This is a genomic window from Sphingomonas sp. Marseille-Q8236 (assembly GCF_965112005.1).
Map to the genome: position 1 here is coordinate 2,073,715 of NZ_CBCOPO010000001.1, position 21,784 is coordinate 2,095,498.

Annotated in this window: 19 protein-coding genes and 1 tRNA gene; 13 read left to right on the plus strand and 7 right to left on the minus strand. The window is 65.7% G+C overall.

Going from position 1 to position 21,784, the window contains the following annotated elements; all coding sequences use genetic code 11:
- Window positions 1-35 precede the first annotated feature (35 nt).
- The 4 genes from ACWPWT_RS09950 (at window position 36) to ACWPWT_RS09965 (ending at window position 5,383) form a co-directional block, all read left to right on the plus strand.
- Window positions 36-2,069: a protein-disulfide reductase DsbD family protein gene (locus ACWPWT_RS09950; protein WP_454279511.1), complete on the plus strand. Its 2,034-nt coding sequence runs from the start codon at window positions 36-38 to the stop codon at window positions 2,067-2,069.
- A gap of 103 nt (window positions 2,070-2,172) precedes the next feature.
- Complete coding sequence (locus ACWPWT_RS09955; RefSeq protein WP_454279512.1) at window positions 2,173-3,666, plus strand: circularly permuted type 2 ATP-grasp protein; 1,494 nt, start codon at window positions 2,173-2,175, stop codon at window positions 3,664-3,666.
- Window positions 3,666-4,601: an alpha-E domain-containing protein gene (locus ACWPWT_RS09960; protein ID WP_454279513.1), complete on the plus strand. Its 936-nt coding sequence runs from the start codon at window positions 3,666-3,668 to the stop codon at window positions 4,599-4,601. The genes ACWPWT_RS09955 and ACWPWT_RS09960 overlap by 1 nt, the downstream gene beginning before the upstream one ends.
- Entirely contained in the window at window positions 4,601-5,383 is a 783-nt protein-coding gene (locus ACWPWT_RS09965) for a transglutaminase family protein (protein ID WP_454279514.1), read from the plus strand. The genes ACWPWT_RS09960 and ACWPWT_RS09965 overlap by 1 nt, the downstream gene beginning before the upstream one ends.
- Window positions 5,384-5,548: 165 nt before the next feature.
- Here ACWPWT_RS09965 and ACWPWT_RS09970 read toward each other — a convergent pair whose 3' ends face one another.
- Both ACWPWT_RS09970 and ACWPWT_RS09975 read right to left on the minus strand, forming a co-directional pair.
- A complete protein-coding gene (locus ACWPWT_RS09970; RefSeq protein ID WP_454279515.1) occupies window positions 5,549-6,331 on the minus strand; it encodes an arginyltransferase in 783 nt (260 codons plus the stop codon).
- Window positions 6,332-6,446: 115 nt separating this feature from the next.
- Window positions 6,447-7,703 (minus strand): threonine ammonia-lyase, encoded by a 1,257-nt coding sequence (locus ACWPWT_RS09975; protein ID WP_261269098.1) that lies wholly within the window; start codon window positions 7,701-7,703, stop codon window positions 6,447-6,449.
- A gap of 328 nt (window positions 7,704-8,031) precedes the next feature.
- Between ACWPWT_RS09975 and ACWPWT_RS09980 the strand changes: the two genes are divergently transcribed.
- From ACWPWT_RS09980 to ACWPWT_RS09995, 4 genes are all read left to right on the plus strand, one after another.
- Window positions 8,032-9,924 (plus strand): potassium transporter Kup, encoded by a 1,893-nt coding sequence (locus ACWPWT_RS09980; protein ID WP_261269353.1) that lies wholly within the window; start codon window positions 8,032-8,034, stop codon window positions 9,922-9,924.
- Window positions 9,921-10,433, plus strand: coding sequence for a 2'-5' RNA ligase family protein (locus ACWPWT_RS09985; RefSeq protein ID WP_454279516.1), 513 nt, complete (start codon window positions 9,921-9,923; stop codon window positions 10,431-10,433). Before ACWPWT_RS09980 ends, ACWPWT_RS09985 begins: the two co-directional genes overlap by 4 nt.
- 55 nt (window positions 10,434-10,488) lie before the next feature.
- Window positions 10,489-10,565, plus strand: a tRNA-Met gene (locus ACWPWT_RS09990).
- A 480-nt stretch (window positions 10,566-11,045) separates the two neighbouring features.
- Entirely contained in the window at window positions 11,046-12,227 is a 1,182-nt protein-coding gene (locus tag ACWPWT_RS09995; RefSeq protein ID WP_454279517.1) for a diguanylate cyclase domain-containing protein, read from the plus strand.
- 3 nt (window positions 12,228-12,230) lie between these two features.
- Here ACWPWT_RS09995 and fdhD read toward each other — a convergent pair whose 3' ends face one another.
- From fdhD to ACWPWT_RS10010, 3 genes are read right to left on the minus strand one after another with little or no spacing between them, the layout of a single operon-like run.
- Complete coding sequence (gene fdhD, locus ACWPWT_RS10000; protein WP_454279518.1) at window positions 12,231-13,037, minus strand: formate dehydrogenase accessory sulfurtransferase FdhD; 807 nt, start codon at window positions 13,035-13,037, stop codon at window positions 12,231-12,233.
- Window positions 13,034-13,540 (minus strand): molybdenum cofactor guanylyltransferase, encoded by a 507-nt coding sequence (gene mobA, locus ACWPWT_RS10005; RefSeq protein WP_454279519.1) that lies wholly within the window; start codon window positions 13,538-13,540, stop codon window positions 13,034-13,036. The genes fdhD and mobA overlap by 4 nt, the downstream gene beginning before the upstream one ends.
- On the minus strand, window positions 13,537-15,825 hold the full coding sequence (locus ACWPWT_RS10010; protein ID WP_454279520.1) for an FdhF/YdeP family oxidoreductase: 2,289 nt from the start codon (window positions 15,823-15,825) through the stop codon (window positions 13,537-13,539). Before ACWPWT_RS10010 ends, mobA begins: the two co-directional genes overlap by 4 nt.
- A 122-nt stretch (window positions 15,826-15,947) precedes the next feature.
- Between ACWPWT_RS10010 and trxB the strand changes: the two genes are divergently transcribed.
- Entirely contained in the window at window positions 15,948-16,916 is a 969-nt protein-coding gene (gene trxB / locus ACWPWT_RS10015; protein ID WP_261269092.1) for a thioredoxin-disulfide reductase, read from the plus strand.
- Between the two features lie 129 nt (window positions 16,917-17,045).
- Here the strand turns inward: trxB and ACWPWT_RS10020 are convergent, their stop codons facing one another.
- Entirely contained in the window at window positions 17,046-17,501 is a 456-nt protein-coding gene (locus ACWPWT_RS10020; RefSeq protein WP_261269091.1) for a universal stress protein, read from the minus strand.
- A gap of 129 nt (window positions 17,502-17,630) precedes the next feature.
- On the opposite strand from ACWPWT_RS10020, the gene ACWPWT_RS10025 reads away from it, so the two are divergent.
- From ACWPWT_RS10025 to lpdA, 4 genes are all read left to right on the plus strand, one after another.
- Window positions 17,631-18,968 carry a pyruvate dehydrogenase complex dihydrolipoamide acetyltransferase gene (locus ACWPWT_RS10025; RefSeq protein WP_454279521.1) on the plus strand — a complete coding sequence of 446 codons (1,338 nt, stop codon included), beginning with the start codon at window positions 17,631-17,633 and terminating at the stop codon, window positions 18,966-18,968.
- Between the two features lie 19 nt (window positions 18,969-18,987).
- Window positions 18,988-19,200, plus strand: coding sequence for a hypothetical protein (locus ACWPWT_RS10030; RefSeq protein WP_261269089.1), 213 nt, complete (start codon window positions 18,988-18,990; stop codon window positions 19,198-19,200).
- Complete coding sequence (locus ACWPWT_RS10035) at window positions 19,197-19,592, plus strand: acyl-CoA thioesterase (RefSeq protein ID WP_261269088.1); 396 nt, start codon at window positions 19,197-19,199, stop codon at window positions 19,590-19,592. The genes ACWPWT_RS10030 and ACWPWT_RS10035 overlap by 4 nt, the downstream gene beginning before the upstream one ends.
- A 66-nt stretch (window positions 19,593-19,658) precedes the next feature.
- Window positions 19,659-21,071 (plus strand): dihydrolipoyl dehydrogenase, encoded by a 1,413-nt coding sequence (gene lpdA / locus ACWPWT_RS10040; RefSeq protein WP_454279522.1) that lies wholly within the window; start codon window positions 19,659-19,661, stop codon window positions 21,069-21,071.
- 73 nt (window positions 21,072-21,144) lie between these two features.
- Here the strand turns inward: lpdA and ACWPWT_RS10045 are convergent, their stop codons facing one another.
- Window positions 21,145-21,690: a cysteine hydrolase family protein gene (locus ACWPWT_RS10045; RefSeq protein ID WP_454279523.1), complete on the minus strand. Its 546-nt coding sequence runs from the start codon at window positions 21,688-21,690 to the stop codon at window positions 21,145-21,147.
- Window positions 21,691-21,784: the final 94 nt, after the last annotated feature.

The window sequence follows — 21,784 nt, forward strand, 5'->3', positions numbered from 1 at the left end:
GCTATGGAACGCGAAAGCGGGTTAGGGCAAGGTCGATGCGCGGTTGGTTTTACATCCTGATGACGGCTCTCTTCATGTCGGTGGCGATGACCCCCGGCATCGCGGAGAGCGGCCCGCCGGCCGCGCCGGGGGCGATCCATCTGCCGATGCGCCTCGTCGCCGAAAGCGCGACCCCGGCGGCGGGGGGGCAGACCACCCTGGCCATCGTCGCGACGCCCGAAAAGGGCTGGCACGGCTATTGGAAGAATGGCGGCGATGCGGGCCTGCCGACCGAGGCGCACTGGACCCTGCCCAAGGGCGCGACCGCGGGCGAATTGCGCTACCCGGTGCCGGGGCGGCTGAAGATCGCCGGGCTGATGAACTATGTCTATGAGCGGCCCTTCACGCTGCTGGCGGACCTGAAGGTTCCGGCGGGGTTGGCAAAGGGCACGCCGCTGCCTGTGACGGTCAAGCTCGACTATCTGGTCTGTACCGACACCATCTGCGTCCCCGAAAGCCAGACGCTGTCGACCCGGCTGACCATCGGCGAGGGCGCGGTCGATCCCGCGATGCGTGGCGAGTTCGACCGCTGGCGCGCTGCGCTGCCCAAGCCGCTGGGTGGCGACGGCGTGATCGAGATCAAGGGCAAGACGGTGCGGATCGCGGTGCCGCTGCCCGCCTCGGTCGCAGTGAACCAAGCCTATTTCTTCCCCGACCGCAGCGGTGTGATCGACCATGCCGCGGCGCAAGGGATGGAACGCAAGGGCGACCGGTTGATCCTCGTCATCCCCGCCGCCGCCGTGCCGACCCCCGGACCGGTATCGGGCGTGCTGTCGATCGGGGAGGGGCAGGGCCTCGCCTTTGCCGCCAAACCGGGTGCGATCGCTTCGAGCGGCGAGGGGGCGGGGGCTGATCACGGGTTCGGCGCGGTCGCTCTGGCGTTTCTGGGTGCCGTGCTGGGCGGATTGCTACTCAACATCATGCCCTGCGTCTTCCCGATCCTGAGCCTCAAGGCGCTGAGCCTGGCGCGTGGCGGCGGCGACGAGCGGCATGCGCGGGCCGAGGCGCTGGCCTATACGGCGGGCGTGGTGCTGGTCTGTGTCGGGCTGGGCGTGGTGCTGCTGGCTCTGCGGGCCGGGGGGCAAAGCGCGGGCTGGGCCTTCCAGCTACAGGACCCGCGCGTGATCGGCATATTGCTGCTGCTGGTCGCGGGGATCGCGTTCAATCTGGCGGGACTGTTCGAGTTGCCCACGCCCGCCTTTGCGGGGCGATCGGGGGCGATGGGATCGTTCGCCACCGGGGCACTGGCGGCGTTCGTCGCTACGCCCTGTTCGGGGCCGTTCATGGCAGGCGCCTTGGGCGCGGCGCTGGTCCTGCCCGCCGCGGCCGCGCTGGCGGTGTTCGCGGGGCTGGGGATCGGAATCGCGTTGCCCTTCATCGCGATTGGCTTTGTCCCTGCGCTGCGGCGGCGGCTTCCCAAGCCGGGCATGTGGATGGCGCGGCTGCGCCATATCCTGTCGGTGCCGATGTTCCTGACCGCGCTCGCGCTCGCCTGGATATTGGGGCAGGAGGCGGGGGTGACCGGCATGACGCTGGGCCTCGCCGCCGCGTTGCTGGCCTCGCTCGGCTTCTGGTGGACGGGGTTGCGCCAGCATGGCGGCAAGGACCGCGCGGGCTGGCCCGCGGCAGCGGCGCTGGTGCTGGCGGTGGCGATCGTGGTGACGGTCAAGCCCGCCGCCGCCATCGCCAAACCGACGGCCGACACCGGCTTTACCGAGGCCAAGCTGGACAGCCTGCGTCGCCAGAACCGCCCCGTCTTCGCCTATTTCACCGCCGATTGGTGCCTGAGCTGCAAGGTGAACGAGGCCGCCGCGATCGAGCGGGTATCGGTGCGCGAGGCGTTCGACCGCAACAAGGTGGCGGTGCTGGTCGGCGACTGGACCGACGGGGATCCGGTTCTGGGACGCTTTATCGAACGGCATAACCGGGCCGGGGTGCCGCTCTACCTCTATTATGCGCCGGGTGCGAAAGAGCCCCAGGTCCTGCCACAGGTGCTGACCCCGTCCATGTTGGAGAAACTGGGAGCGTAAGTGTTCCGCCGTGCCGGGGGGGGGGGGCGGGAAATCTCCCCTTGCGCACCCCCTCCTGCGGTGCAGCATGGAACCCGATCACTAGGGGGAGCGTAACGACCGGATGGGGACAATCGCCGCGTTCGACGAAATCATGGGGGCTTCCGGTGCTGTCGCGCCGCGCCCGGAACTCAATGCACTTCAGCGCTGGCTCGATCACACCCCCGATAGTGAACTTCGCCGCCGGCAACAGGCGGCCGAGGCGACTTTCCGGCAACTGGGCATCACCTTCGCCGTCTATGGCGAAAGCGACGCGGCCGAGCGGATCATCCCGTTCGACATCGTCCCGCGCGTGTTCCTGCCCGACGAATGGGCGCGCCTATCCGAGGGGCTGGTCCAGCGGGTCGAGGCGATCAACGCGTTCCTCGACGATATTTATGGCGAGCGGAAGATTCTGCGCGACGGGGTGCTTCCGCCCGATCTGATCTTCGGCAATCCGCAATTCCGCCCCGAAATCGCGGGCATGCGACCGCCGCACGGGGTTTGGGCGCATATTTGCGGCATCGATCTGGTGCGAACCGGACCGGACGATTTCTTCGTGCTGGAGGATAATGCGCGCACCCCCTCGGGCGTCAGCTATATGCTGGAGAACCGTGAGGCGATGCTGCGTCTTTGCCCCGAACTGTTCCGGCAGTTCCGGGTGGCGGCGGTGGACAGCTATCCCGACCGGCTGCTCGCCACGATGAAGTCGGTCGCCCCGCACGGTGTCGCCGAGCCGACCTGTGTCGTACTGACGCCCGGCCATTATAACTCGGCCTATTACGAACACAGCTTCCTGGCCGATTCGATGGGGATCGAACTGGTCGAGGCGGCCGATCTGATCGTCGATGACGACATCGTCTGGATGCGCACCATCGCGGGGCGGGTGAAGGTCGATGTCATCTATCGCCGGGTCGATGACGATTTCCTCGACCCGCTGGTCTTCCGTCCCGATTCGATGCTGGGCGTGCCGGGGCTGATCGCGGCTTATGCGGCGGGCAATGTCGCCATCCTCAATGCGCCCGGCAACGGCATCGCCGACGACAAGGCGATCTACAGCTATATGCCCGACATCGTCCGCTATTATTCAGGCGGCGAGCCCAAGCTGAAGAATGTCGAGACCTGGCGGTGTCGCGAGCCCGAGGCGCTGGCCTATGTCCTCGACCATCTGAGCGAGCTGGTGGTCAAGCTGGTCGATGGATCGGGCGGCTATGGGATGCTGGTCGGTCCGACCGCGACCAAGGTGCAGATCGAGCATTTCCGCGCCGCGCTGATCGCGGAGCCGCACCGCTATATCGCGCAGCCCACTCTGGCGCTCTCCACCGTACCGACCTTGGTCGAAAGCGGCGTCGCGCCGCGCCATGTCGATTTCCGCCCCTTCGTCCTGACCGGGCGCAACGGCGTGGAGGTGACACCGGGCGGACTGACCCGCGTCGCGCTTCGCGAGGGGTCGCTGGTCGTCAACTCCAGCCAGGGCGGCGGCACCAAGGACAGCTTCGTCCTGTTGGCGCCCGAACCCGACAAATGGATACAGGTGCAGGGCCAGCAGTCGCAGATTCGAAGCCAGGGGGTGCGCTGATGCTTTCGCGGACCGCATCCTCGCTCTACTGGCTGGGGCGTTATTTCGAACGGGCGGACTTTATCGCCCGGCTGGTCGAGGCGACCGTCCGCCTCGACGTGCTGTCGCCGCGTTCTGCGGGACTAGCGGCCTGGGGATCGGCGCTGGCGGTCACCGATACCGCGAGCGCCTTTGCCGAGGGCGGGCGCGAGATGCGGCGGCGGGAGGTCGCCCGGTTCCTGACGGTCGAAAGCTGCCATCCCGGCTCGATCGTCCGCTGCGTCGACATGGCGCGGACGAATGCGCGGGCGGTCCGCACCGCGCTGACCCGCGAGGCGTGGAGCGCGATCAATCGCGCCTGGCTGCATTTCGAGGCACGACCGGCGGCCGAGGACCCGACCGCCGTGCTCAGCCTGGTCGAGGCGGTGAAGAACGAGACGCGCGGTTTCGAAGGCGCGGTCCACCGGATGCTGCGCAACCAGACGACCTGGTTCATCCGGCTGGGTCAGGCGGTCGAGCGCGCGGACAACACCGCGCGGCTACTCGACGTGAAATACCATATCCTGCTGCCGGCAGGCGAGCGGATCGGCGGCGTCGTCGATCGCGACCAGTGGACGACGATCCTCCAGACCGTGTCCGCCGTCACCGCCTATCGCTGGCTCTATTCCGACGGGCTGAAGCCCGCCAATGTGATCGACCTGCTGATCGCGCGCAGCGAATTGCCGCGCAGTCTGGCGGCATCGGTCGAGGAAACGGTGGACGTGCTCGGGCAACTTGCCCGGCGAACGGGGCAGCATGGGGAAGCGGATCGTATGGCCAGGGTACGTGCAAACCGAATGACCAAGACGCGATCGGGGGACGTGATCGCCGGGGGGCTCCATCAATATCTGGAAGCCTTTATTCAGGAGAATGCGCAACTGCACGCCGCCATCGGCCGTCAGTTCAAGTTCGTCTGATGCGCATCGCCGTCGAGCATCAGCTCCTGTGCCGTCCCCGCTCGCCGCTGGGGACGATGGTGCAAATGTTGCGCCTCACCCCCGAAAATCACGACGACCAGACGGTCGCGCATTGGCGGATCGACGTCGATTGCGACGCACGGTTGCGGCGAAGCCATGACGGGTTCGGCAATGCCGTCACCATGCTGTATATCGAGGACGCGCCCGAGGTCGTGACGATCACCGCCGCGGGCGAGGTGCTGACCAGCGATGCGCATGGCCTGATCCACGGCGCGGCCGAGACATTGCCGCCGCCGCTTTTCCTCCGCGCGACCCAGGCGACGCCTGTCGATCCGGCGATTGCGGGTTTCGCGGCGGAAGCGACGCGAGGGGCGGAGGGGCCGCTTGCCGCGCTCCATTCCCTGAACCATGCGCTGCGGCACCGTTTCGCCGTGGATTTCGAAGCGAAACCGGCGGACCCCGACCTAGCGCACGCTTTTGCACAAGAGCGCGCGACGCCGTGCGATCTGGCGCATATCTTCTGCGTGGCGGCGCGTTCGCTGAACATCCCGGCACGCTATGTCTCGGGCTATGCCGCCCTGAATGGGGCGGAGCAGGGCAAACCCCATTGCTGGGCCGAGGCACATGTCCCCGATCTGGGCTGGATCGGCTTCGATCCGTGCACGGGACTTAGCCCGCAGGACCGCCATGTCCGCGTCGCCGTGGCGCTCGACGCCACCGGCGCGGCGGCGGTGGCGGGCGAACCCTGGGCTGCCGTAACCGCGACCGGCGAGACGCAATAGGCTGGTGCGATCGGGGCATCCCGTCCCGGGTGCCCCGCTTGGCGGCATCAATCCGTCTGTCGATTGCCTATCGCCTTAGCCGGGGCGACGGCCTTTGATTGACGATCGGCTCAGATCCGCGCTGATGCAGACGCGCCTCCGAGCGAGGAGAAATCCCGTCCAGTCCTAACCCAATGCCTCGACGGGCGGCGGTGCGGCGGGCGCAGGCTGTTCGCCGTTGAACGTCGCCCAACCGCGCGGGCCCAGCGCTTCGAGCGGTTGATACCGGGTCTTGTACGCCATGCGCGGCGAACCCTTCACCCAATAGCCTAGATAGACATAAGGCAGGCCGCCCGCGCGTGCGCGGAGGATATGGTCCATGATGATGAAGTTGCCCAAGCCAGGGCGGCTCTCATCCTGCGTCTCGAAGAAACTGTAGATCATCGACAGGCCATCGCCCTGCCGATCGGTCAGGCACGCACCGACCAGTCGGCCACGCTGCCCCTCCGGTCCCGTCGGCTCGCGATATTCGACCAGTACGGACTGGACCGGGGAAAGTTCGACCATGTCGGCATAGTCGCTTTCGTCCATCGCGGTCATCCCGCCACCCGGATGCCGCTCGCCCAGATAGCGGCGCAGCAGCTGGAACTGCTCGGCGGTCGCCCAGGGCTGACAGGCGGTGACCTCCAGATCGGCATGACGGCGCAGCAGCTTGCGCTGGCTCGCATTGGGACGGAAGCCATCGGCGACGACCCGCACCGAGATGCAGGCGGTGCAGCCCGCGCAGGAGGGGCGATAGGCGACCCCCTGGCTCCGGCGGAAGCCGATTCGGCTCAACGCCTCGTTCAACTCGCCCGCATGTTCGCCGTTCAGTTCGGTGAACACCTTCCGCTCGTCACGCCCCGGCAGATAGGGGCAGGGAGACGGGCTGGTGACGAAGAAGCGCGGAAAACGAAAGGGCGCGGTCACCGCCGGGCAGTTCCTTCAAGGGGAGGACGATCCCTCCTTATTAACGATCTTCCCGTCCGAAGCGATGGGGAAGCATCGTTCGGAAACGGGACGATTCAGCGAAAAACTAAATGGCTCAGGCCAGTTCGACCTGAGTCGTCTCATAGCCCCCGGCGCGCAGTGCCTCGATCAGCCGGTGCAGGTGCAGCGCGTCGCGCGTCTCGCACTCGATGTCGGTGATCAGCCCCTTGGCGGGCAGGGTGGTGAAGACGCGTTGGTGGTAGACCTCGATGATGTTCACCCGCTCGCGGTCGAAGATCCGCGCGACGTTGAACAGCGCGCCCGGCTGGTCCTGCAACCGGATGCGCAGCCGGGCGAGGCGACCCGAGCGGGCCAGATCGCGGAGCAACACATTGGCGAGCAGCCGCGTGTCGATATTGCCGCCGCACAAAACGATGCCGACCGTCTTGCCGCGGAACCGCTCCGGGTGGGACATAAGCGCGGCCAGACCCGCCGCGCCCGCACCCTCGACCACGGTCTTTTCGATCTGCAACAGCGCGCTGACGGCTTCTTCCAGATGGCGTTCGTCGACCAGCACGATCTCGCGAACCAGCTGCGCGACCAGTTGCGACGTCAGCCCCCCAGGCACCTTGACCGCGATGCCCTCGGCCAGCGTGTCGCCCGCGCAGGGCAGGTCGGTGCCGTTCAGCTTGTTGTACATCGAGGGGAAGAGCTCGGCCTGCACGCCGACCACCTCGACCGGGCGGGGCATGGCGGATGCGACGGTCGCCATGCCCGAGATCAGCCCGCCGCCGCCGATCGGCACGATCAGCGTGTCGATGTCGGGCGCATCCTCCAGCATTTCCAGCGCGACGGTGCCCTGACCCGCGATCACGCGCGCATCGTCGAACGGATGGATGAAGGTGAAGCCGCGCTGTGTCTCCAGTTCGCGCGCATGGGCATAGGCGGCATCGAACGTGTCGCCCTCCAGCACCACGGTCGCGCCATGCCCCTCGGTCTGAACGACCTTCACGATGGGCGTGGTGCGCGGCATCACGATGGTGGCGGGGATGCCCAGCCGGTTGGCATGATAGGCAAGGCCCTGCGCATGATTGCCTGCCGAGGCGGCGATCACGCCCTTGGCCCGCGCCTCGTCGGAGAGTTGCAGCAGCGTGTTGAGCGCGCCGCGTTCCTTATAGGCGGCGGTGAACTGAAGATTTTCGAACTTGAGATAGACGGTCGCGCCCGTCAGTTGCGACAGGGTCCGGCTGATCAGGGTCGGCGTCCGAATGATACGGTCCGAAATCCGCGCATGGGCGATGCGTACATCGTCGATGGTGACGATGGGGGGCGGGATTTCCGAAGCGGCCTGAACGGCGGGACGACTAACCATGGTCCTGCCCTAGCCGATCGGGGGCGGGAGGTGAACCGTTTCGGATGGGGAATGTGACGTGGCGCCGAACGATCCCATGGTCCGAGCCTTTGCTGCTCCATCGCAGCGTTCCTCCTATCCACTGTTGCATTGCCGCATCGCTGGTCATTCGAAATCATGCGTCGATGCAACAAGCGCCGGGGGTCCGCGTTGCTGCCCTTTCGGGGGCATGCTAGGGGCGCGCGATGATCGAAGGGTTGCCACCGATGTTGCCGATGATCCTCTCCATCGTCGGTACGATCGCACGATGAGCGTCGCCCCGACCGGCACCGCCACGACCGCGAACCCCATGGTCGCGCCGGACGAGCATCAAACCCATCATCCGCAGGGCATGGCGCGGCTCGCGCTGGGGGCCATCGGCGTCGTGTTCGGCGACATCGGCACCAGCCCGCTCTATGCCTTTCGCGAGACCTTCGCCAATCCGCACCACCCGCTGCCGCTCGATGCCGCGCATATCCTGGGCGTCATCAGCCTGATCTTCTGGTCGATGATGATCGTGGTGTCGGTCAAATATGTCGCGATCATCATGCGCGCCGACAATAAGGGCGAGGGGGGCAGCCTGGCGCTGCTCGCCTTGGTGTCGGGGCAGACCAAGACGCGGCGCTGGTCGCGCGGGATCGTGCTGCTGGGCGTCTTCGCCACGGCGCTTTTCTACGGCGACAGCATGATCACGCCCGCCGTCACCGTGCTGGGCGCGGTCGAGGGTCTGGCGGTCGCGGCTCCGGCCTTTGGCGGCTTCGTCCTGCCGATCGCGATCACCATCCTGATCGTCCTGTTCAAGATCCAGCGCTCGGGGACCGAGCGGGTGGGCCTGTTCTTCGGGCCGGTCATGCTGGTCTATTTCGCATCGATCGCGGTGCTGGGCGTGATGAGCTTCATCCAGACGCCGGGCGTGCTCTGGGCCCTGTCGCCGCACTACGCGATCCAGTTCTTCTTCATCGATCCGTTGCGCGGGTTCCTGGCGCTGGGGTCGGTGGTGCTTGCGGTGACCGGGGCCGAGGCGCTCTATGCCGATATGGGGCATTTCGGGCGGCGGCCGATCGGGCTGTCCTGGCTGGTCTTCGTCCTGCCCGCGTTGATGCTCAACTATATGGGGCAGGGCGCGCTGCTGTTCCGCGAAGGCGCCGCCGCGCTGGAAAGCCCCTTCTATATGCTGGCCCCCGAAGGGTTGCAGCTGCCCCTCGTCCTCCTCGCCACGGCCGCGGCGGTCATCGCCAGCCAAGCGGTCATCACCGGCGCCTTCTCCGTCACGCAACAGGCGATCCAGCTGGGGTTCATGCCCCGGCTTCGGATCGAGCATACCTCCGCCGCCACCGCCGGTCAGATCTACATCCCACTCATCAACTGGATGCTGATGGTGATGGTGATCCTGCTGGTGCTGTTCTTCCGCTCGTCGTCCAACCTGACCTCGGCTTACGGCATCGCGGTGACGGGGGCGATGCTGATTGACACCTGCCTGCTGGGTGTCGCGCTGACGCGCCTGTGGAAATGGCCGCTCTTCGCGGCCGTACCGCTACTCGGCCTGTTCTTCCTGGTCGATGGTGCCTATTTCCTGGCCAATCTGACCAAGGTGCCCTCCGGGGGATGGTTCCCGCTGCTGGTCGGCTTCATCATCTTCACCTTCCTCACCACCTGGTCGACCGGGCGAAAGCTGATGATCCAGCGGCTGCGTGAGGGGACGATGCCGATCCACATCTTCATCGACTCGGCGGCGGGCGCGGCGAGCCGGGTGCCGGGCACGGCGATCTTCATGACCTCCTCGCCGGAGGGTGTTCCCCACGCGCTGCTCCATAATCTCAAGCACAACAAGGTGCTGCACGAGCGGATCATCCTGCTGACCGTCAAGATCATCAGCCAGCCCTATTGGCCCGAGGACGACCGCGCCAAGCTGGACGATCTGGGGCATGGCTTCCACCGCCTCGTCCTGCGGTTCGGCTTCATGGAAGAGGCGGACGTGCCCGCCGCGCTGAAGCGGGTCGCGATGGCGGGGGGCAGTTTTAAGATGATGGACACCAGCTTCTTCCTGTCGCGCCAGACGCTGCTCGCCGCTGAGCGGCCGGGCATGTCGGTGTGGCGCGAAAAGCTTTTCTCCTGGATGCTGCGTAACGCCGAGAGTGCGATGGAGTTCTTCCGCCTGCCGACCAACCGCGTGGTCGAACTGGGCAGTCAGGTGGAGATTTGAGCGGCCAGCCCGCCCCGATCATCGTTACCGCCCTGTTCGGGCGTGCCGATCAGGGCTGGTTCGACGGGCTGCGCCGCCAGCATTTCCCGCCCGAACGCAACGTCCTCGACGCGCATTGCACCTTGTTCCACCATCTGCCCTCCTCGGTCGAGGCGGAGTTGAAGCATCGGTTGAACGGGCTGACACGCGGGTTGCGTGCGCCCGAGGCGCGGGCGGGGGGCCTGATGTCGCTGGGCCGGGGGGTGGCGATCCGTATCGAATCGCCGGGGCTGGTCGCGATACGTCGCGAGTTGGTCGAGGCTTTTGCAGGGCTGTTGACGCCGCAGGACGCAGGCGGCTGGCGCGCGCATGTCACCATCCAGAACAAGGTCACGCCCGTCACGGCCAAGCTGCTGCTCCAGCAGATGGAGCGCGATTTCCGTCCCCGCGCGGTCGAACTGATCGGGCTGGGTGCATGGTGGTATCGGGGCGGCCCATGGGAAATGATCTCGCGTCATTTGTTCGCTTGACGCCCCGAAAACCCCTGTCTATAGGCGCGCCTCCACCGGGTGGAACGCCTAGCATGGCGAAGTAGCTCAGCTGGTTAGAGCAGCGGAATCATAATCCGCGTGTCGGGGGTTCAAGTCCCTCCTTCGCTACCACCCGGTGTATTTCCCAATCGAAATCGATGCTTTCCAAGCGGCTGCGATCGCCGGCTGGATCATGTCGCGTGGACGGGGGGTCGTGCGTCGATAACCTAGTCGGGGCTCTTCCTGGTGCAGCCATGGGCTGCGGTTTAGATCGCGAATCGCAATGGCGTCACCGCTTTGGTAAGACACCGCCTGCGACAGATCGGGCGAATTGATCGACAAACCGACATACGGTCCCAACATGCCGCAGTGCATCCCGAATTTATGACAATATTCTCATGTCTTCACGACATGCCGCTTACGGCAGCGTGGAATCTTGATCCAGGTTGGTGTAGCATGGGCATCGCATCGGCTGCGACCTACCGTCAGGAAATCGGTGTAATTTAACCGCTCCTTCGTTTCTGAAGGATAGAAATTTCTTAGGATTTCAGAGGGGGCTTCGGTTTCAACGCCGTGAACGCTGCAGTTTACGCACTGATAGCCAATAGCTGTATGGCAGCGCTCTTCGTCATAACCTATGGCGTGGTGGCGGTGTCCTATTCGCGCCAGCGTGCGGCGGCCTGGTTCATGGCGAGCTATTTCCTGGGCTTCCTGACCCCGATCTGCGAACTGTTGATCCGATACACCGATCATATCCTGCTCTTTTCCCTGATCGGCTATGCGGTATTCCTGGGCGGTATCCTCCTGATGTCGGTGGGGGTGCAGGCCTTTGCCGGACGACGTCTGCGCTGGCGCTTCGCCCTGATCCTCTGGCTTGCGGGGATCGCGCTGAGACTGGCAATCCTGGGCGGTATGCGCGGCACCATGCCCTATGAATTCCTGTTTCAGCTGCCCTTTGCCACCGCTGCCATCGTGGTGTTGCTGGCCGTGCGGGAGATCGGACAGAAGGGGCCGATCCGTACCATGTTGATGGGCATATTCGCCGTCATCTGCGGGCATTTCCTGATCAAGCCGTTCATGGCCGTGTTGCTGGGGTCGGGGGCTTCGGCCAAGGCCTATGCCAGCACCTTCTATGCGGTGGCGTCGCAGGTTTCGACCGGGGTCCTTCTGGTCGCGGCGGGGCTGTTCCTGATGCTGTTGGTCATTCAGAAGGCGCTGGAGGACACGATCCTCGATGCGGAGACCGATCCGCTGACCGGGCTGACCAATCGCCGGGGACTTTACCGGATCGGCCCGCGCCTGCTGGTCGATGCGGCGCGGCAGGGGCGTGGCCTTTATGCGGTCGTGCTCGACCTGGATCACTTCAAGAGCATCAACGACCGATATGGTCATGCGACCGGCGATGCGGTGCTGGTGGCCTTTGCCCGTTTGCTGGAGGGGCTGGCGACGCGCGACGTGTTGACCATCCGCATGGGCGGCGAGGAATTCGCGCTGCTCGTCCCCGATGGCGAAAGCACGCCCGAGTCGATCAACAACCGCGCCACCCGGTTGTGCCGGGCGATTCGTGCCGCGCTGGAACCCTTTGCGGAGCGGGGTATGCCCGCGCTGACCGTCAGCGGTGGCGTGGTCCGCTATATCGAGGGTGAGACGCTGGAGGGCCTGATCGCGCGCGCCGACCAGCTGGCCTATCGCGCCAAACGGGCGGGGCGCGATCGCATTCTGCACGACCGGTGCGAGGTCGTGCCCGAGCATCCGCTGATCTGGCCCGAAACGGCTCGCCTCGTCGTCGGATAAGCCTCAGCCGAACAGATGATGGGGATCGTGCGCGATCAGCATCGCATCGGCACGGGCGAGCGCGATCAGGGTCAGGCCATGCGCACGGGCATGATCGATCGCCAGGCTGGTCGGGGCGGAAATGCCGACCAGCAGGCCGACCCCCGCCACCAGCGCCTTGTCCACCATCTCATAGCTGATGCGCGAGGTGACGAGGATGAAGTCGGCACCGGACTCTGGATCGACCGCCAGCCGCCCGATCAGCTTGTCGAGCGCATTGTGCCGCCCGACATCCTCCGCCGCCGCCAGCACCCGTCCTGCCGAGTCGCAAGCCATGGCCGCATGTACTGCACCCGTCAGGGCATTGAGCGGCTGATTCGTGCGAACGTCCGCCAGCGTGGCGAACAGCGCGGCAGGACGGACCTGGGGGGCAGGGGGGCGTCGGGTGACGGGGCGCGCAATCTGTTCCAGGCCCGACAGACCACATAGCCCGCAACTCGTATCGCTGGTCCGGTGGCGCACCCGGTCCTGCATCCGGCCGCGCAGATGACCGGCGAGCGAGACGCGGACGATCCATCCGGCTTCGGCGGCGAAGGGTTCGATGGCGAGGATGTCGCCCGGTGCGTCGATCAGCCTTTCGGTCAGCAGGAACCCCGTGGCGAAATCCTCCAGCCGCGCGGGCGTCATCATCATCACGGCATAGCCGAACCCGTCAATTTCGATCGCGACCGGGCATTCGACCGCGACCTCGCGCGCGACCGGCCCGACCGGACCCTCCGGCGGCAGGCGCAGCAACGTCAGCGGACGAGTCGGCTCGGCATCGACGCTCACAGCGCGGCGAGATCGGCAGGGGTGTTCACATTGGCGATCGGCTCGGGCGAGGCGATCGGGATGGCCCCGATCGCGCGGGTCCAGCCGCGTATCGATCGGTCCCGCCCCAGCGAGAGATGCGCCATCAGGTGCGCGCCCAGTGCGGCGGGCCATAGCCCCAACACCGGCGCATCCTGGCAATAGCTGGGCTCGCGCCGCAGGATCGCCTCGATCAACCCCTCCGGCAGGCGCGGCATGTCGCATCCTATGGTCAGCACACAGCGAAAGCCATTGGCGGCGGCATAGTCCAGCGCCCCGGCGATTCCGCCCAGCGGTCCCAGGCCCGGCTCGGGCATGTCGGGCACGCCATCTTCGCCACCCACCTGCACGACCCGCGCGCAATAGGGGACGAGGGTGGCGCGGGCATGCGCCACCAAGGGACGGTCGCCGAGCAACGCGACCGCCTTGTTCGATCCGAAGCGCGACGATCGCCCCCCGGCCAGTACAGCTCCCAATATGCTCATGCCGGAACGCGGACCTTCACGGGCACCGACTTGCCGGCGGGCACATGGCTTTCCAGCGCGTGATGCTCCAGCGGGATCAGATAGTTGAGCTCGGGATAATATCCGCCGATGCACCCTTCGGGGATGTTGTATTCGACCACCCGCAGCCCCTCGACCACGCGATGCTCGCCGTCATCGGCATCGCCTTCCAGCGCGATCGTCTGGCCGTCCGCCAGACCGAGTTTGGCGATGTCGGCCTTGTTCATCATCGCCACCATCCGCGTGCCGCTGATCCCCCGGAAGCGATCGTCATAGCCATAGATGGTCGTGTTGAATTGGTCGTTGGAGCGCAGAGTGATCAACCGCATCCGTCCCTCGGCGGGGGTGATGCCCGACGCGTCCATCGCGCGCGGCACGTTGAATTCGGCCTTGCCGCTTTCGGTTTCCCATTTGCGATGCGAGGCAGGATTGCCCTTCCAGAAGCCGCCGGGCTCGAACAACCGTTCGTTGAAGTTCGCGAACTTGTCGGGATAGACATTCTCGATCGCGGTCCGGACCAAGCCATAGTCACCGACCCATTCGTCCCATGGCACGTTCGGGTTGGGTTCAAGCACCGCCTTGGCGATCCCGGCGACGATGGCGGGCTCGGACAACAGGGTGTCGGCGGCGGGCGTCGCCTTGCCGACCGAGCCGTAGATATGGCTGAACGAATCCTCCATCGAGACCGCCTGTCGGCCGCCCTTCTGCATGTCGGTTTCCAGCCGCCCGATGCAGGGTAGGATGTAGCTTTCTTCGCCCGGCACCAGATGGCTCTTGTTAAGCTTGGTCGCGATATGCACGGTGATGGGCAGCTTGCTCCACGCCGCCTTCATCTTGGCGTGCTCGGGTGTCGCGCGCAGGAAGTTGCCGCCGAGCTGGACGAAGCCTTCCGCGGTTCCGGCGATGATCTGGCGGCACGCCTCGACCGTGTCCCAGCCGTTCTCGGTCGGCGGCTCGAACTCGAACAATTCCTTCAGCCGCTCGACGGGGGCGAGTTCGGTCTTTTCGGTGATGCCGACGGTGCGCTGGCCCTGCACATTGCTGTGCCCGCGCACCGGGCCCGGCCCAGCCCCCTCGCGCCCGATATTGCCGCGCAGCAGGAGCAGGTTGACGATCATGTGCAGCGCGTCGATGCCATAGCGGTGCTGGGTGATGCCCATGCCATAGACCGCGATGACGCGTTCGGACTTCATATAGACGCGCGCGGCCTGTTCGATCGCGTCACGGGTCAGGCCCGAATCGCGAATGATCTCGCTCCAGGCGGCGTTGCGGCAGTAATTCGCGAAATTCTCGAACCGCGTGGTGTGCTGCTCGATGAAGTGATGGTCGAGGATGCGCTTGGTGCCCTTGGCAATGGCCCGGTCATCCTCCTCGATCACCAGCTTGCAGATGCCGGTCAGTGCGGCGATGTCGCCGCCCGCCTTCACCTGATGATATTGGCTGGAAATGTCGGTCGAACTGCCGGTCAGCATCTGTACCGGGTTCTGCGGCGAGGCGAACCGCTCCCAGCCGCGTTCGCGCAGCGGATTGAAGGTGACGATTTCCACCCCCCGCTTGGCGCAGGCCTGAAGATTGTGGAGCATGCGCGGCGCGTTGGTCGCGACATTCTGCCCGAAGGAAAAGATCGCGTCGCATTTGTCGTAATCCTCCATCTGGATCGTCGCGACGGGCGAGCCGATGGCGGACTTCAGGCCGACCGAGGTCGTCTCGTGGCACATGTTCGAGCTGTCGGGCAGGTTCTGCTGCCCCCACATCCGCGCGAACAGCGAATACATGAACGAGGTTTCGAGGCTGGCGCGGCCCGAGGCATAGAGCACGACCTTGGTCGGATCGCAGGCCTTCAGCTTGCGCCCGATGGCGGCAAAGGCATCCTCCCAGCTGACCGCGACATATTTGTCGGTCGCGCGGTCATAGCGCATCGGGTGGGTCAGGCGGCCCGCCTGTTCGAGGTCATGGTCGGGCCATGCTTCCAATTCGGTGACGCTGTGCTTGGCGAAGAAGTCCGGCGTGACGCGCAGCGAACTCAATTCCCAGGCGGTCGCCTTGGCGCCGTTCTCGCAGAATTCGGCGATATGCGGCTTGGCCGGCTTGCCCCAGGCGCAACTGACGCACATCACGCCGCCGGGTTTGTTCTGACGGCGCAGCGTGTCGAGCGTCTCCGGTCCCAGCCCTTCCTTGGGCAGGACCTTCGCCATGCCTTTCATCGAGCCCCAGCCGCCGGCAGGGGCGGTGTATTCGGTGATCTTCACATCGTCGTCATCGCGCATCGGGCACATCTCCACTTATTACGCCGAACGAAGCAAGCGCCGATTGGCCGCATGAGAAGGAGTTCATTTTTGTCGCCCGTGTGACTATCTAGGGGCCAAATCGCGCTTCACAGGAATATGACATGACCACCCACAGCACCCGTATGCTCATCCTTGGTTCCGGCCCCGCCGGGCTGTCCGCCGCCATTTATGGCGCGCGCGCGGGGATGCAGCCGATCGTGGTGCAGGGCATCCAGCCCGGCGGGCAGCTGACGACCACGACGGACGTCGAGAATTATCCCGGTTTCGCCGACGTCATCCAGGGCCCCTGGCTGATGGAGCAGATGCAGAAACAGGCCGAGCATGTCGGCGCGCGGATGATGTGGGACACGATCACGCAAGTCGACCTGACCAGCCGCCCGTTCCGCCTGATCGGCGATGGCGGCGATGTCTATGAGGGCGAGGTGCTGGTCATCGCCACCGGCGCGCAGGCCAAGTGGCTGGGCCTCGACAGCGAGGACGCGATGAAGGGCAAGGGCGTGTCGGCCTGCGCGACCTGCGACGGCTTCTTCTATCGCGGCAAGAAGGTCGCGGTGATCGGCGGCGGCAACACCGCGGTCGAGGAGGCGCTGTACCTGACCAACCATAGCGACGACGTGACGCTGATCCACCGCCGCGATTCGCTGCGCGCCGAGCGCATCCTGCAGGAGCGGTTGTTCGCGCATCCCAACGTCAAGGTGCTGTGGAACAAGGAAGTCCGCGAGTTCGTCGACGGCGGCGGCAATGCGGGCCTCGTCGCGCTCGACCTGCTCGACACGGTCACGGGCGAGCATAGCCGCCTGGACGTCGAAGGCGGCTTCGTCGCGATCGGCCATCATCCGGCGACCGAGCTGTTCCGTGGGCACCTCGAACTTGACTCGGACGGCTATATCGCGGTCGAGACCGGTTCGACCCGGACGAGCGTGCCTGGCGTGTTCGCCTGCGGCGACGTGGCGGACAAGGTCTATCGCCAGGCGGTGACGGCGGCGGGCACCGGCTGCATGGCGGCGCTGGATGCCGAGCGCTTCCTGGCGGCGGCCGAGTTCGAGGATATGGCCAAGGCGGCGGAGTAACTGCGCGCATTCCTCCCCTGCAAGGGGAGGTGGCAGTCCGCAGGACTGACGGAGGGGGGTCACAATCAGCGGGGACACCCCTCCACCAGCTTCGCTGGTTCCCCTCCCCTTGCAGGGGAGGAATAATTCTCAACTCAACCGGTCGATCGCCTCGGGCGTCAGCGACCCCGGAATGATCATCACCGGCACCGGCAGCGCGCCCGCGTCGGTACCGGAAAAATGGCTGACGAGCTTGCCCGGCGCGCCGCTCGCCGCTGCGCCCAGCACCAGCGCCGCAATGTCGGAATTGGCCGCGATGATCTCGCGGATCACCTTGGGGCCATCGCCGTCGCGCACGGTGATCGAGGGTCGCAGACCCGATTCGTCCAAAATGGTGCCCGCCGCACTGGCGAGCAGCGCTTCGGCCTGTTGACGCGCCTCATCCTCGATCGTGGCCTGCACGCCGCCAAAGGCGATGAACTCCTGCGGGGGCAGAAGTGTGAGGATTTCCACGCCACCGCCGGTCTTTACGGCGCGCCTCGCGGCGAAGCGCAGGGCTATTCTGGACTCCGGACTATCGTCGATCACGACCAGATAGATACGCATGACGGCCCCCTATTTGTCTCCAACCGATGCCGTTACATAGAATTTCGTCGAAGGCCATGACTTGACCGAGCGCAATTCGGGCGCAAGAGACGGGCCGCTACGGAATTGGTTTGCCCCGAGAGGACCTCCATGTCGATCGAGATCAAGATGCCCGCGCTGTCGCCGACCATGGAGGAAGGCACGCTGGCCAAATGGCTGGTGAAGGAAGGGGATACGGTGAAGTCCGGCGATATCATGGCCGAGATTGAAACCGATAAGGCCACGATGGAGTTCGAGGCCGTGGACGAAGGCGTGATCGCCAAGATCCTCGTCACCGAGGGTTCCGACAATGTGAAGGTCGGCACCGTCATCGCGATCCTGGCCGAAGAGGGCGAGGATGCTTCGTCGGTTCAGGCCCCCACCAAGTCGGACACCCCGGCTCCGGCCAAGCCGATGCCGACCGACCCCACCGATCCCAACAAGACCGGCAGCGAAGCCAAGCCGGTGGAACGCACGGTCGAACAGGCCGAGGATCATGGCAAGCCTGCCGATTCGGGCAGCAAGGCCGGAAATGGCCGCGCGATCGCCAGCCCGCTGGCGCGCCGGATCGCTTCGCAAAAGGGCCTCGACCTGTCCGCGCTGACCGGCTCGGGCCCCAACGGCCGCATCGTGAAGGCGGACGTCGAGAATGCGCAGCCGGGTCAGGCCAAGGCGGCCGCTCCCGCTGCGTCGACCTCGACCCCAACGGAAACCGCCTCGACGCCTGCGCCTGCACCCAAGCCCGCGCAGGTGCCGGACATCCCGCACGAAGCGTCGAAGCTGTCCAACATGCGCAAGACGATCGCGCGTCGCCTGACCGAATCGAAGCAGCAGGTGCCGCACATCTATCTGACGGTCGACGTGCGCCTCGACGCGCTGCTCAAGCTGCGCGGCGAACTGAACGCCGGTCTCGAATCGCGCGGCGTGAAGCTGTCGGTCAATGACATGCTCATCAAGGCGCTGGGCGTCGCGCTGATGGCGGTGCCGAAGTGCAACGTCATGTTCACGCCGGACCAGCTCATCAGCTTCAAGCGCGCCGACATCTCCGTCGCCGTGTCGACCCCGGCCGGCCTGATCACCCCGATCGTGTCGGAGGCGGATACGCGTTCGCTGTCGTCCATCTCGACCACGATGAAGGACCTGGCCACCCGCGCCCGCGACAACAAGCTGCAGCCGCATGAATTCCAGGGTGGCACGGCCTCGATCTCGAACATGGGCATGTTCGGCATCAAGCAGTTCGAGGCGGTCATCAACCCGCCGCAGGGCATGATCCTGGCGATCGGCGCGGGCGAGAAGCGTCCTTACATCGTCGACGACCAACTCGGCGTGGCGACCGTCATGTCGGCGACCGGCAGCTTCGACCACCGCGCCATCGACGGGGCCGACGGTGCCGAGCTGATGAAGGTGTTCAAGGAGCTGGTCGAGCGTCCGCTGGCGATGCTGGCCTGATCGACCGGAGGCGGTGGCCATGCGGGTTCTGATCGAGCTGTTCCATATCGGCCTGGGGCTGGTGGCGGCGCTCGTCATGACCTGGGCCGCCGCCTGGGCCTATCCGCTGGCCCGCACCGAGATATGGTGGTGCGGGGTAGGCGCGGCGATCGCAACGGTGGCGATGGGCGTCGGCCCACTTCACCGCGCGCGAATCGCGGATCGCATGGCACGGAGACACGCCGAACAATGAGCACGCTGCCCGATCTGAACCCCACCATCCGCGTCACCGCCATGCCGTCCGACGCCAATCCCTATGGCGACATTTTCGGCGGCTGGCTGATGGGGCAGATGGACTTGGCGGCGGGTTCGGTGGCGTCGCGCCATTCGGGCGGCCGGGCGGTCACGATCGCGGCGGAGGGGATGAAGTTCCACGCCCCCGTGCTCGTCGGCGACGAGGTGTCGGTCTATGCCACGCTCGTCCGCGTCGGTAACACGTCGATGACGATCGAAGTCGAGGCTTGGCGCCGCGCCCGCCACGTCGAGGATGCGACCAAGGTAACGCAGGCCCGTTTCGTGTTCGTCGCGACCGATAAGGACCGCAAGCCGCGCAGCGTTCCGCCGCTGGCCTCCGCGCAAGACTAAATCCCAATTTCTCGGGGGGCGAACCCCCGCGCACCGTCAAGGCGCGCGTTCAGAAGGAAGAGCAAAGTGGCTGACACTTACGACCTTATCGTTCTCGGCTCCGGCCCCGGCGGCTATGTCGCGGCGATCCGCGCGAGCCAGCTTGGCCTGAAGGTCGCGATCGTCGAGCGCGAGCGGCTGGGCGGTATCTGCCTCAACTGGGGCTGCATCCCGACCAAGGCGCTGCTGCGCTCGGCCGAGGTCTATCACTATATGACCCATGCCGCGCAATATGGCCTGTCGGTCGAAAAGCCCTCGTTCAGCCTGGACAAGGTGGTCGATCGCAGCCGCAAGGTGGCGGGCCAGCTGAATGCCGGCGTCAAGGGCCTGATGAAGAAGAACAAGGTCGCCGTCCATGAGGGCGTCGGCACGATTACGGCCAAGGGCAAGCTGTCGGTCGTCCAGGGCGACAAGACCACCGAACTGACCGCCAAGCACATCATCGTCGCCACCGGCGCGCGCGCCCGCGACCTGCCCTTCGCCAAGGCGGATGGCGAGCGCATCTGGACCTATCGCCACGCGATGGTTCCGCCCGCCATGCCGACCAAGCTGCTGGTCATCGGATCGGGGGCGATCGGGGTCGAGTTCGCAAGCTTCTACAACGACATGGGCGCGGAAGTGACCATCGTCGAGATGCTCGACCGGATCATGCCGGTCGAGGACGCCGAAGTCAGCGAGTTCATGACCAAGCAGCTGACCAAGTTCGGCATGACCATCAAGACCAAGACCGGCCTTGAGAAGCTGGAGGCGACCGCGTTGGGCGTGAAGGCCGCGATCAAGGGCCCGGACGGCAAGGTCGAAACCGCCGAGTTCAGCCATGCGATCGTCGCCATCGGCATCGTGCCCAACACCGAGAATATCGGTCTGGAAAAGCTGGGCATCACCACCGATCGCGGTCACATCAAGACCGATGGCTATGGCCGCACCAATGTCGACGGCATCTGGGCGATCGGCGACGTGACGGGCGCTCCGTGGCTGGCGCACAAGGCGAGCCATGAGGGCGTGATCGCCGCCGAGGCCATCGCCCAGGCGCTGGGCAACAAGGACATCCACCCGCACGCGATGGACAAGGGCAATATTCCGGGCTGCACCTATTCGCGTCCGCAGGTCGCCAGCGTCGGCCTGACCGAAGCGAAGGCCAAGGAAGCCGGTTACGAAGTGAAGGTCGGCAAATTCCCCTTCATCGGCAACGGCAAGGCGATCGCGCTGGGCGAGGCCGAGGGTTTCGTGAAGACGGTGTTCGACGCCAAGACCGGCGAGCTGCTGGGCGCGCACATGGTCGGCGCGGAAGTGACCGAGATGATCCAGGGCTATGTCGTCGCCCGCCAGCTGGAGACGACCGAGGCCGAGTTGATGGAAACGGTGTTCGCGCATCCGACCATCTCGGAATCGATGCACGAGTCGGTGCTGGCCGCCTATGGGCGCGCGCTGCACATCTGATTTTGCCTATCCGGTTTTGGGGAAGGGGCTCGCTGCGGCGGGCCCCTTTTTCTTTGCGGTTTCCCTTTGGCCTTCACCCCAATCCCACCAAGACCGCTTCACTCCCCACGACCTCCGCGAAGTCTGCCGCCAGCAATCCCATGGTCACGTCGAAGATGGTCTGGGCGTCCAGACCGGCGGATGGCAGGTCGAAACCGATCACCGCATCGCGTAGCACCGTCACGGCGAACCCCAGGTCGGACGCCGCCCGGACGGTCGAGTTGACGCAGAACCCCGCCACGGCTCCGACGATGTGGATATGCGACACGCCATGGTCGCGCAGATGCCGCTCCAGCCTCGTCGTCGCGAAGGCCGACGAACTCGTCTTCACGAACACCGGCTCGCCGGGCATTTCGGCGGCGCAGGGCATAACCGGATAGCCGGGACTGTCCGGATGCAAGGGCGAGGCGGGATCGGTGTCACCATGCCGGATATGGATGACGGGGCGCCCGGACCTTCGGAAAGCGGCCGCAAGCGCGCCGATCCGGGCGGGCGCATCGGGATTCACATGCGGACGACCCGCGTCGATCCGTCGCTGCATCTCGCTTTGCATGTCGATAATCAGCAGTACGCTCGTCATGGTATTCCCCCTCTGTTGCACCCTGCGGCATCGTAGGAACGGATACGCGATAAGGCGAATCCCCGCCGCCCGGTCGCAATTCGCTTGCGAAACG

What these genes read in the sequence shown, in the direction of transcription:
- ACWPWT_RS09950 (WP_454279511.1), top strand. Translation starts at nt 36, where the DNA reads ATGCGCGGTTGGTTTTACATCCTGATGACGGCTCTCTTCATGTCGGTG.
- ACWPWT_RS09955 (WP_454279512.1), top strand. Translation starts at nt 2,173, where the DNA reads ATGGGGACAATCGCCGCGTTCGACGAAATCATGGGGGCTTCCGGTGCT.
- ACWPWT_RS09960 (WP_454279513.1), top strand. Translation starts at nt 3,666, where the DNA reads ATGCTTTCGCGGACCGCATCCTCGCTCTACTGGCTGGGGCGTTATTTC.
- ACWPWT_RS09965 (WP_454279514.1), top strand. Translation starts at nt 4,601, where the DNA reads ATGCGCATCGCCGTCGAGCATCAGCTCCTGTGCCGTCCCCGCTCGCCG.
- ACWPWT_RS09975 (WP_261269098.1), bottom strand. Translation starts at nt 7,703, where the DNA reads ATGGTTAGTCGTCCCGCCGTTCAGGCCGCTTCGGAAATCCCGCCCCCC.
- ACWPWT_RS09980 (WP_261269353.1), top strand. Translation starts at nt 8,032, where the DNA reads ATGGTCGCGCCGGACGAGCATCAAACCCATCATCCGCAGGGCATGGCG.
- ACWPWT_RS09995 (WP_454279517.1), top strand. Translation starts at nt 11,046, where the DNA reads ATGGCAGCGCTCTTCGTCATAACCTATGGCGTGGTGGCGGTGTCCTAT.
- mobA (WP_454279519.1), bottom strand. Translation starts at nt 13,540, where the DNA reads ATGAGCATATTGGGAGCTGTACTGGCCGGGGGGCGATCGTCGCGCTTC.
- ACWPWT_RS10010 (WP_454279520.1), bottom strand. Translation starts at nt 15,825, where the DNA reads ATGCGCGATGACGACGATGTGAAGATCACCGAATACACCGCCCCTGCC.
- trxB (WP_261269092.1), top strand. Translation starts at nt 15,948, where the DNA reads ATGACCACCCACAGCACCCGTATGCTCATCCTTGGTTCCGGCCCCGCC.
- ACWPWT_RS10020 (WP_261269091.1), bottom strand. Translation starts at nt 17,501, where the DNA reads ATGCGTATCTATCTGGTCGTGATCGACGATAGTCCGGAGTCCAGAATA.
- ACWPWT_RS10025 (WP_454279521.1), top strand. Translation starts at nt 17,631, where the DNA reads ATGTCGATCGAGATCAAGATGCCCGCGCTGTCGCCGACCATGGAGGAA.
- ACWPWT_RS10030 (WP_261269089.1), top strand. Translation starts at nt 18,988, where the DNA reads ATGCGGGTTCTGATCGAGCTGTTCCATATCGGCCTGGGGCTGGTGGCG.
- ACWPWT_RS10035 (WP_261269088.1), top strand. Translation starts at nt 19,197, where the DNA reads ATGAGCACGCTGCCCGATCTGAACCCCACCATCCGCGTCACCGCCATG.
- ACWPWT_RS10045 (WP_454279523.1), bottom strand. Translation starts at nt 21,690, where the DNA reads ATGACGAGCGTACTGCTGATTATCGACATGCAAAGCGAGATGCAGCGA.